This is a genomic window from Brevundimonas sp. P7753 (genome assembly GCF_013386595.1).
Classification (GTDB): Bacteria; Pseudomonadota; Alphaproteobacteria; order Caulobacterales; family Caulobacteraceae; genus Brevundimonas; species Brevundimonas bullata.
Genome location: NZ_JACARP010000003.1, coordinates 35,370 through 46,470 on the forward strand (window position 1 = coordinate 35,370; position 11,101 = coordinate 46,470).

Sequence of the window (11,101 nt, forward strand, 5' to 3'; positions counted from 1 at the left end):
ACCCGGGAGGAAATGACATGGGAAGATACCGCCTGCTCGGCGGCGCGGCTGCGGCTGCGCTTCTGTTTGCGCCCGGCGCCGTCCTGGCCCAGGACGCCAATGCGGCCCTCGAAGCGCGCATCGCCCTGCTCGAAGCCGAACTGAACAGTCTGAAATCCGAGGTCGCCGCCGCGCGAACCCAGCAGACGACCCAGTCGCAGGCCATGGCGCAGGACATCATCCGTCTGGAGACCCGCCCTGCCGCCACGCCGGTTTCGGCCCCCGCCGCCCCGCGCGAGGAAGGCTTCCGCATCGGCGATCACACGGTCAAGTTCGGCGGCTTCATCAAGGTCGACGCCATGGCCTCGAACTATTCCGGCGGCGACCCGGCCAACGGCGACGCCCTGCGCGAATACCACCTGCCCGGCTCCATCCCGGTCGGCGGCGCGGACGAAGACACGGCCACGGACTTCAACGCCCGCCAGACCCGGTTCTGGCTGACCACCGACGGTCTGGTCGGCGGCCACAAGGTCGGCACGCGGCTGGAAATGGACTTCCAGACCCTGCCCGGAACCGGCGACCAGCGCACCACCAGCGGCGCCAACCCCGCCCTGCGCCGCGCCTTCGTCACCATCGACAACTGGCTGATCGGCCAGGAGTGGACCAACTTCCAGAACACCGCCGTCCTGCCCGAGTCCGCCGATTTCGTCGGCGCCGCCGAGGGCACGGTCTTCGCGCGCCAGGCCCAGGTCCGTTACACGCGCGGTCCCTTCTCCATCGCGGTCGAGAATCCCGAGACCACCGTCACCCCCTTCGGCGGCGGCGCCCGCATCATCGCCGACGACAACAGCCTGCCTGACCTGACGGCCCGCTATGCGATCAGCCGCCCCTGGGGCGACGTCCAGTTCGCAGGCCTGCTGCGTCAGCTGAAGTATCAGAACCCGGCGACCAGCATCGACGACACGGCGACGGGCTGGGGCCTGTCGGCCTCGGCCAAGCTCAAGGTGGGGGCGCAAGACGACCTGCGCTTCATGCTGTCAGGCGGCGAAGGCGTGGGCCGCTATCTGGGCCTCAACTTCTCCAACGACGCGGTGCTGGACGCCTCGGGCCAGTTGGACGCCATCGGCGTGATCGCCGGGTTCGCCGCCTATCGCCACGTCTGGACGCCGGGCTGGCGCTCCAGCCTGATCTGGTCGGCCCAGAGGGTGGACAACGACGTCCTGCTGACCGGCGCGGGCGCCAACCGCTCGGCCCAGAGCCTGCACGCCAACCTGATCTGGTCGCCCGTGACCGCGTTTGATATCGGCGCCGAACTGATGTTCGCTGACCGCAAGCTGGAATCTGGACTGGACGGCGACATGACCCGTCTGATCCTGTTCGCCAAATACGGCTTCTAAAAACAAGAAACTGGGAGGAAAGCGCGCGTGTCCACTGAACCGGAAATCTATCCCGTCCCCGCCGACCTGGCCGCCCGCGCCCACATGGACCGCGCCGGCTATGAAGCGGCCCGGATCGCCGCGCGCGACACGCCGGACGCCTATTGGAGCGAACAGGCCAAGCGCCTCGACTGGATGACCTTCCCGTCCAAGATCAAGGATGTGTCGTTCAACAAGGCCGACTTCCGCATCCGCTGGTTCGAGGACGGGGTGCTGAACGTCTCGGCCAACTGCATCGACCGCCACCTGCCCCACCGGGCTGACGACACGGCCATCATCTGGGAAGGCGACGAGCCGACCGACAGCGAGCACGTCACCTACGGCCAGCTTCATGACCGCGTCTGCCGCATGGCCAATGTGCTCAAGGCCAACGGCGTCCGCAAAGGCGACCGCGTCACCATCTATCTGCCGATGATCCCCGAGGCCGCCTACGCCATGCTGGCCTGCGCCCGCATCGGCGCGGTCCACTCGGTCATCTTCGGCGGCTTCTCGCCCGACAGCATCGCCGGGCGCATCGAGGACTGCGGCTCCACCTTCGTCATCACCGCCGACGAGGGCTGCCGCGGCGGCAAGAAGGTGCCGCTGAAGGCCAATGTCGACAAGGCGCTGGAAAAGGTCTCGGGCGTCGACGGCGTCCTGCTGATCCGCCACACCGGGGCCGAGGTCGGCTTCGTCGAGGGCCGCGACCGGGACTATGAGACCGAGGCGGCGAAAGTCACCGCCCACTGCCATCCCGAGCCGATGCAGGCCGAAGACCCCCTGTTCATCCTCTACACCTCGGGTTCGACCGGAAAACCCAAGGGCGTGCTGCACACCACCGGCGGCTATCTGTTCTGGGCCAGCTACACCCATGAACTGGTCTTTGATTATCGTCCCGGCGAGGTCTTCTGGTGCACCGCCGACGTGGGCTGGGTGACGGGGCACTCCTATGGAATCTACGGCCCTCTGGCCAATGGAGCCACGACCCTGATGTTCGAGGGCGTGCCCAACTATCCAACCGTCAGCCGCTTCTGGGAGGTCATCGACAAGCATCAGGTCGAGATCTTCTACACCGCTCCGACGGCCCTGCGCTCGCTGATGCGCGACGGCGATGCGCCGGTGAAGGCGACCAGCCGCAAGAGCTTGCGCCTGCTGGGCAGCGTCGGCGAACCGATCAATCCCGAGGCCTGGCGCTGGTATCACGAGGTCGTCGGCGACAGCCGTCTGCCCATCGTCGACACCTGGTGGCAGACCGAGACCGGCGGCGTTCTGGTCTCCCCCCTGCCGGGCGCGACGGACCTCAAGCCCGGCTCGGCGACCAAGCCCCTGCCCGGCGTCGAACTGGAGATCGTCGACGCCGAAGGCGGGGTTCTGGAAGGCGTGACCGAGGGCAACCTGGTCATCACCGACAGCTGGCCCGGTCAGATGCGCACGGTCTATGGCGATCACCAGCGCTTCTTCGAGACCTATTTCTCGACCTATCCGGGCAAGTATTTCACCGGCGACGGCTGCCGCCGCGACGCCGACGGCTACTACTGGATCACCGGCCGGGTCGATGACGTCATCAACGTCTCGGGCCACCGCATGGGCACGGCCGAGGTCGAGAGCGCCCTGGTCCTGCACGACATCGTGGCCGAGGCGGCGGTCGTCGGCTTCCCTCACGACATCAAGGGTCAGGGCATCTACGCCTATGTCACCCTGGTGCGCGGCGTGGAGGCCACCGAGGCCCTGCGCAAGGAGCTGGTCGCCCACGTCCGCAACGAGATCGGCCCCATCGCCGCCCCCGACGTGATCCAGTGGGCGCCCGGCCTGCCCAAAACCCGATCCGGCAAGATCATGCGGCGTATTTTGAGAAAGATCGCCGAGAACGAACTGGGGGCGCTGGGCGACACCTCGACCCTGGCCGACCCTTCGGTCGTCGACGACCTGGTGAAGAACCGGGCCGCCTGACGACCACCCCCGCTCTCCCCGGAGCAAGCGGCCGGCGTTCCTGAAAGGGAGCGTCGGCCGTTTCGTCGTTTGAGCCCTGGCCGCAGCGGCGCTAGACAACCGGCGACAGCGAACAGGAGCAGACCATGAGCGGAACCGTCCTCATCACCGGCGCCACGGCGGGCATCGGCCAGGCGGCTGCGCGCCGCTTCGCCTCCGCAGGCTGGAAGATCATCGCCACCGGCCGTCGCGCCGAGCGTCTGGACGAACTGGTCGCCGAACTGGGCGCCGACGTGGTCCATCCCCTCGTCTTCGACATTCGCGACGAGGCCGCCATCGACGCGGCCCTGGACGCCCTGCCCGAGGGCTTTGGCGAGATCGACGTCCTGATCAACAACGCCGGGCTGGCTCTCGGCACCGCCGCCGCCCAGGACGCCGATCTGGACCAGTGGCGTCAGATGATCGACACCAACATCACCGGCCTGGTCACCATCACGCGGCGCCTGCTGCCGCGCCTGATCGCGCGCAAGGGCGCCATTCTGAACATCAGCTCGGTGGCCGCGACCTATCCCTACAAGGGCGGCAACGCCTATGGCGGCACCAAGGCCTTCGTGCGCCAGTTCTCGCTGGGCCTGCGCGCCGACCTGCACGGCACCGGGGTCCGCGTCACCTCCATCGAGCCCGGCATGACCGAGACCGAGTTCACCCTGGTCCGCACTAGCGGCGACCAGGCGGCGTCGGACGCCCTCTATGACGGCGCGAAGCCGATGACCGGCGAGGACATCGCCGAGACCCTGTTCTGGGTCGCGACCCTGCCGCCCCATCTGAACATCAATGCGCTGGAGCTGATGCCCGTCAGCCAATCGTTCGCGGGCTTCCAGGTGGCGCGGGGCTAAACCCCTTCCTCTTTCGTCATCCTCCGGCAAGCCGCGCAGCGGCGCTGACCGGGGGACCCAGCGGCGCCCGTCAGGGCGACATCCCACGCACCGCGCTTGCCGCAAAGATCGCCTTCGGCGCCGCTGGGTCCCCCGGTCTCGCTCCGCTCGCCGGAGGATGACGAAAGTAAGGGCGTGCTCGGCGCGCGCCCCACAGCTGCGCCGCTTCCGGGATGACGGCGAGAGGCGTAGATTAGCCCAATGGCCGCGTCCGCAACCGAAACTGAACTGAAGTTCCGGCTCGGCCCCGGCGCGGTCGTGCGCCTGTCGGGGCACCCGGCGCTGCAAGGGGAGCAGACCAGCCAGTCCCTGCGCTCGGTCTATTTCGACACCCCTGACGGCGTGCTGCGCGCGGCCGGGTTCAGCCTGAGGGTGCGGACCACGCCCGGCGGCTTCGTCCAGACGCTGAAACGCCAGACCGCCCCCGGCCAGACCGCCCGCGACGAGTGGGAGGTCCCTGTCGCTTCCGAGTCCCTGGACCTCGCCGCGCTGAAAGCCACCCCCGCGCACAGGCTGCTGAAGGGCCGCGGTCCTGATCTGTCGCCCCGCTTCGCCACAACCGTCGTCCGCCGCATCCGGATGGTCGAGCTGAACGGCGCCCTGATCGAGGCCGCCTTCGACGCGGGCGAGCTGTCGGCCAGAGACCCGGAGGGGGGCGACCGCCGCGAGCCCATCTACGAGCTGGAGCTGGAGCTGAAGCGCGGCGACCCCGCCGTCCTCTTCACCCTGGCCCGCCGTCTGGCGCGCGATCTGGCCATCGTCCCGGTGTTCGAGAGCAAGTCCGAGCGCGGCTGGCGTCTGGCCGAGGGGAGCAGTCGCAGCCCCCGACGCGCCGCGCCCACGCCCCTGTCATCCGAAGCCACGACCAGCGACGCTTTCCGCACCATCGCCATGGCCTGTCTGGCCCAGGTCTCGGCCAACGCCGAACTGCTGCGGGTCGTGCGCCGTCCTGAGGCCGTGCATCAGCTGCGTGTGGGCCTGCGCCGCCTGCGCGCCGCCATCGGCGTCTTCAAGCCCCTGCTGGCCGAGGCAGATCGCCGGCGCATCGAGACCGAGCTGAAATGGCTGGCGGGCGAGACCGACGGCGCCCGCGATCTGGACGTCTTCATCCGCGACGTCTTCCACCCTACGGCGCAGGACGCCCCCTCGCCCGGCCTGGCGCCGCTGGGTCGACGCCTGCTGACCGCGCGCGGCCAAGCCTACGACCGCGCCCTTGGCGCGCTGCAGTCGCCGCGCTACGGCCTGCTGATGCTGGAAACGACCGCCTGGATCGAGACGGCGCCCCTGCCCGACGAACCTGTGGCCCGGTTCGCCGCCGAGGCGCTCGACCGCCTGCACCATCAGGTGGAAAAGCGCGCCCGGAGCCTGGCCGATCAGGACGCTGACACGCGCCACCACCTGCGCATCCGCGCCAAGCGCCTGCGCTACGCCGCCGAGTTCTTCGCCGACCTGTTTCCGGCCCGTCGCCGCCGCGCCCGCTACCTCCAGGCGCTGGAACAGATGCAGGACACGCTGGGCGCGCTCAATGATCTGGCCGTGGCCCGCGACCGGATTCCCGGCGAAGCCCATCTGGACGACGCCGCGCTCGCCTTCGCCGCCGGGCGCGTCATCGGCCGGCGCGAGCGCGACGAGGCCGCCCTTCTGATCGCCGCCATCAAGGCCAGCCAGGGTTTCCACGACGCCAAGCCCTTCTGGAACGGGCGTGGAAAACGTCAAAAACGGTCGTAGGTCGCAATATGTTCTCATCGCGCAAATGAGAACATCTTGTGAACCAGAACAAACCATGCACATAGTCCGTCTCACAGAGGGAGCGGGTCCTGGCGGGTCTCTCCCAAAGCCCAGAATGGAATCATGGCAAGGGAGAGAAAACCAATGGCACAGGCGGCATTGAAGCTCGTGGGTAAAGAAGACGGCGAAAAGCAACGGGCCCTGGAGGCGGCGATCGCGCAGATCGATCGCGCCTTCGGCAAGGGCTCTGTAATGAAACTGGGCAAGGGCGGGGTCGCCGATGTGATCCCCTCGGTGTCCACCGGATCGCTGGGCCTGGACATGGCGCTCGGCATCGGCGGTTTGCCGCGCGGTCGCGTCATCGAGGTGTTCGGCCCTGAATCCTCGGGCAAGACCACCCTGGCCCTGCACACGGTGGCCGAAATCCAGAAGGCCGGCGGCGTCGCCGCCTTCGTCGACGCCGAACACGCACTTGATCCGGGCTATGCTCAGAAGCTGGGTGTCAATCTGGACGACCTGCTGGTGTCGCAGCCCGACACGGGCGAACAGGCGCTGGAGATCGTGGACACCCTGGTGCGTTCGGGCGCCGTGGACATCGTGGTGGTCGACTCGGTCGCGGCCCTGACGCCACGCGCCGAAATCGAAGGCGAAATGGGCGACAGCCTGCCGGGCCTGCAAGCCCGCCTGATGAGCCAGGCCCTGCGCAAGCTGACCGCCTCGATCTCCAAGTCGAACTGCATCGTCCTGTTCATCAACCAGATCCGTCACAAGATCGGCGTCATGTACGGTTCGCCGGAAACGACGACGGGCGGCAATGCGCTGAAGTTCTACGCCTCGGTCCGCCTCGACATCCGCCGCACCGGCGCGATCAAGAACCGCGACGAGGTCGTCGGCAACACCACCCGCGTCAAGGTGGTCAAGAACAAGGTCGCCCCGCCGTTCCGCGAGGTCATCTTCGACATCATGTACGGCGAAGGCATCTCCAAGCTGGGCGAGATCATCGACTTGGGGGTCAAGGCCGGGGTCATCGACAAGGCCGGCAGCTGGTTCAGCTATGACTCGACCCGCATCGGTCAGGGCCGCGAGAACGTGCGCGAGTTCCTGAAACAGAACCCGGACATGGCCGCCTCGATCGAGGCCGCCGTGCGCGCCTCGACCAACAAGATCGCCGACGAGCTCCTGGGCACGCCGGAACCTGACGAAGGTCAAGATCTGGAAGGGTGAGTCTGGAGGGCTGATCCAGCCCTTCCGCCAGCTTCTCCGTCCGCCGTCCCCCGCGACCCGCCGAACGACCCCGCGGGGCTCGGGCCGGACGGAGCAGGCCCGCCCGATCCGCATCGGGCGGGCCTCTTTTTGTGGGTTGTTCGAGCCTCGCTCTTTTGCCGTCACCGCGGACGGCCCGAAGGGACGATCCGGGGCCCAGACGTCAGCCTCCATGGCATGGTCGGCGAAATATCAGCCGCCTGGGTTCCGGGTTCGCTTCGCGCCCCGGAATGACGGAAAAGAAATCGGGGCGCGCTGCGCCTCTTTTCTCATCGCCCCGACTGTTCTCGGCTCACCCAACCGGGCAAACTCGGCCGTGAAGAACCGGAGCCTTTCATGACCTTCGCCACCGCCGACCTCTGCGACGCCCATCCCGATGTGGTGAAGGTGTGCCACATCCCGTTCCGCAGCTTCGGCCAGGTCAAAGCCTTCCACGGCCCGATCCGCACCCTCAGCGTCCTCGATGACAACGCCCTGGTCCGCCAGGCGCTAGAGCGGCCCGGTCAGGGCGCGGTTCTGGTGGTCAATGGCGGCGGGTCTCTGAAACGCGCCCTGGTCGGCGACAACCTGGCGAAACTGGCCATCGACAACGGCTGGGCCGGGATCATCGTCCACGGCGCCATCCGCGACAGCGCCGTCATCGACAGCATGGGGATCGGCGTCAAGGCCGTGGGGACCATCCCCCTGCGCGCCGACCGCGACGCCATCGGCGAAATCGACATCCCCACGGCCTTCGGCGGCGTCATCTTCACGCCGGGCGACTGGCTCTATGCGGATGCGGACGGGGTGGTTGTTTCGGCTGACCGGCTGCACGGCTAGCCATACCTTTCCTCCCCATTTCATGGGGAGGTGGCGCGGCGGCGCAGCCGACGTGACGGAGGGGGCGACGCCGTCCTTGCCGAATGCGCTCAAATCGTCAAACGGCAGAGCCGCCCCCTCCACCACTTTCGTGGTCCCCCTCCCCATGGAATGGGGAGGAAAAAGCAACGCCGACGTCCGATCCTGTCACGCGATCACGCGCCAGTGATGCGCTCGGCGCAAAATCCCTATATGACGCCGGTTCCGACATTCTCCCTGCGCGCCCGAACTCCTTAGAGCGATACGCCATGACCAGCCTGAAACAGATCCGCTCCACCTTCCTCGACTACTTCGCGGCCGACGGCCACGAGAAGGTGCAGTCGGCTCCGCTGGTGCCGCAGAACGACCCGACCCTGCTGTTCGTCAACGCGGGCATGGTGCCGTTCAAGGACTATTTCACCGGCGCCGCCACCCCGCCCTACAAGCGCGCGACGTCGTCGCAGAAATGCGTGCGCGCCGGCGGCAAGCACAACGACCTGGACAACGTCGGCTACACCGCGCGTCACCACACCTTCTTCGAGATGCTGGGCAATTTCTCGTTCGGCGACTACTTCAAGGACCACGCCATCGAGAGCGCCTGGGGCCTGCTGACCAAGGAGTTCGGCCTTGATCCCAGCCGCCTGCTGGTCACCGTTTATCACACCGACGACGAAGCCTTCGACATCTGGAAGAAGATCACCGGCTTCTCGGACGACAAGATCATCCGCATCCCCACCGCCGACAACTTCTGGGCCATGGGCGACAACGGTCCGTGCGGTCCGTGCACGGAAATCTTCTACGACCACGGCGACCACATCTTCGGCGGCCCTCCGGGCAGCCCCGACGAAGACGGCGACCGCTTCGTGGAGATCTGGAACAACGTCTTCATGCAGCACGAGAAGGAGAACGATCAGATCGTTCGCGACCTTCCCAAGCCCAGCGTCGACACCGGCATGGGTCTGGAGCGGATCGCCGCCGTCCTGCAAGGCGTCCACTCCAACTATGAAGTCGATCTGTTCAAGAGCCTGATCGGCGCCTCGGAAGAGTTGACCAGCACGAAGGCCGAGGGCGAGCGGGCCCCGTCGCACCGCGTCATCGCCGACCACCTGCGCTCGACCGCCTTCCTGATCGCCGACGGCGTGACCCCGTCGAACGAAGGCCGGGGTTATGTCCTGCGCCGCATCATGCGCCGCGCCATGCGTCACGCCCACCTGCTGGGCGCCGCCGACCCGCTGATGCACCGTCTGGTGCCGACCCTGGTCCAGGAGATGGGCGAGGCCTATCCTGAACTGGGCCGCGCCCAGGCCTTCATCGAGGACACGCTGAAGCAGGAAGAGATCCGCTTCCGCACCACGCTCGGCCGCGGCATGAACCTGTTCGATCAGGCTACGACCGGCTTCAAGGCCGGCGACATGCTGGACGGCCAGACGGCCTTCACCCTCTACGACACCTACGGCTTCCCGCTGGACCTGACGCAGGACGAGGCCCGCCGTCGCGGCTTCTCGGTCAATGTCGCCGGGTTTGAAAGCGCCATGGAAGAGCAGCGCGCCCGTTCGCGCGAACACTGGACCGGCTCGGGCCAGACGGCCTCGGCCGGCGCCTGGCTGGCCCTGCGCGACCAGCACGGCGTGACCGAGTTCACCGGCTATGACAGCGAAACCGGCGAAGGCCAGGTCGTCGCCATCCTCAAGGACGGCGTGGCGGTCGAGGCCGCCGAGGCCGGGGAGGTGGTCGAGGTCGTGCTGAACCAGACCCCCTTCTATGCCGAGGGCGGCGGTCAGGCCGGCGACAAGGGCGTCTTCGTCTGGAGCAACGGCGAAGGCCGGGTGCTGGACACCAAGAAGCACGCCGACCTCTTCGTTCACACGGTCCAGGTGGCCCAGGGCGCGGCCCTGACGGTCGGCGCGACCGTGGCCGCCACGGTCGAGGTCGGCTCGCGTCCGACCACCCGCGCCAACCACTCGGCCGCCCACCTGCTGCACGCCGCGCTGAAGAACGTGCTCGGCCCGCACGTCGCCCAGAAGGGCCAGATGGTCGATTCTGAGCGCATGCGCTTCGACTTCAGCCACAACGCCCCCGTGACCGAGGACGAACTGGCCCGCATCGAGGACGAGGTGAACGCGGTCATCCGCCAGAACCTCCCGGCCACGACCCAGTTGATGGCGCCGGAGCAGGCCATCGAGGCCGGCGCCGTCGCCCTGTTCGGCGAGAAGTACGGCGACGAGGTCCGCGTCCTGACCCTGGGTCACGCCCTGTCGGGCGAGGGCGCCTATTCGGTGGAACTGTGCGGCGGCACCCACGTGGCCCGCACAGGCGACATCGCCTTGTTCAAGATCGTGTCGGAAGGCGGCGTCGCCGCCGGCGTGCGCCGCATCGAGGCCCTGACCGGCGAGGCGGCCCGCCGCTTCCTGCTGGATCAGGCCAATGTCGCCCGCCAGTTGGCCCAGACGTTCAAGATCCAGACCGCCGACGTCCCGGCCCGGGTCGAGGCCCTGACCGCTGAACGCAAGGCGCTGGAGAAGCAGGTCGCCGACCTGAAGAAGCAACTGGCTCTGGGCGGCGGCGCCGGCGCCAACGCGGCCCCGGAAGAGATCAACGGCGTCAAGCTGATCGCCCGCATCCTGGACGGGGTGGACGGCAAGGGCCTGCGCGGCGTGGCCGAGGACTTCAAGAAGCAGCTCGGCTCGGGCGTCGTCGCCCTGGTCGGCGTCACCGACGGCAAGGCGGCCATCACCGTCGCCGCGACGCCGGACATGGCGGGCAAGGTGAACGCGGCCGACCTGGCCCGCGACGCCGTCATCGCCATGGGCGGCAAGGGCGCCGGCGGCAAGCCCGACTTCGCCCAGGGCGGCGCCCCGGACGGGTCGAAGGCCGAAGCCGGTCTGGACGCGATCCGGGCCGCGCTGAAGGGCTAGACCCTCTCAGAGCTGAAACAGGAAAGGGCGGTGCATCCGATGCGCCGCCCTTTTTCTTTGAAAGAACAAAAGCCCTCCCCCTCGAGGGGGGAGGGTTGGG

At 67.9% G+C, this 11,101-nt stretch carries 7 protein-coding genes; all 7 read left to right on the forward strand.

The annotated features are described in order from the left end of the window. Positions 1-17: 17 nt before the first annotated feature. The 7 genes from HX774_RS00670 (at position 18) to alaS (ending at position 11,001) form a co-directional block, all read left to right on the forward strand. On the forward strand, positions 18-1,376 hold the full coding sequence (locus HX774_RS00670) for a DcaP family trimeric outer membrane transporter (protein WP_178823339.1): 1,359 nt from the start codon (positions 18-20) through the stop codon (positions 1,374-1,376). A gap of 27 nt (positions 1,377-1,403) precedes the next feature. Next, a complete protein-coding gene (gene acs, locus HX774_RS00675; protein ID WP_178823341.1) occupies positions 1,404-3,344 on the forward strand; it encodes an acetate--CoA ligase in 1,941 nt (646 codons plus the stop codon). 125 nt (positions 3,345-3,469) lie between these two features. After that, positions 3,470-4,219, forward strand: coding sequence for an SDR family NAD(P)-dependent oxidoreductase (locus tag HX774_RS00680; protein ID WP_178823343.1), 750 nt, complete (start codon positions 3,470-3,472; stop codon positions 4,217-4,219). A 240-nt stretch (positions 4,220-4,459) separates the two neighbouring features. Beyond that, positions 4,460-5,986, forward strand: coding sequence for a CHAD domain-containing protein (locus tag HX774_RS00685; protein WP_178823345.1), 1,527 nt, complete (start codon positions 4,460-4,462; stop codon positions 5,984-5,986). A gap of 144 nt (positions 5,987-6,130) precedes the next feature. Further along, positions 6,131-7,210, forward strand: a complete 1,080-nt coding sequence (recA, locus tag HX774_RS00690; protein WP_114815763.1) for a recombinase RecA — start codon at positions 6,131-6,133, stop codon at positions 7,208-7,210. A gap of 375 nt (positions 7,211-7,585) precedes the next feature. Then, positions 7,586-8,068, forward strand: a complete 483-nt coding sequence (gene rraA, locus HX774_RS00695; RefSeq protein WP_178823347.1) for a ribonuclease E activity regulator RraA — start codon at positions 7,586-7,588, stop codon at positions 8,066-8,068. Positions 8,069-8,355: 287 nt separating this feature from the next. Then, positions 8,356-11,001, forward strand: a complete 2,646-nt coding sequence (gene alaS / locus HX774_RS00700) for an alanine--tRNA ligase (protein WP_178823349.1) — start codon at positions 8,356-8,358, stop codon at positions 10,999-11,001. Positions 11,002-11,101 lie beyond the last annotated feature (100 nt).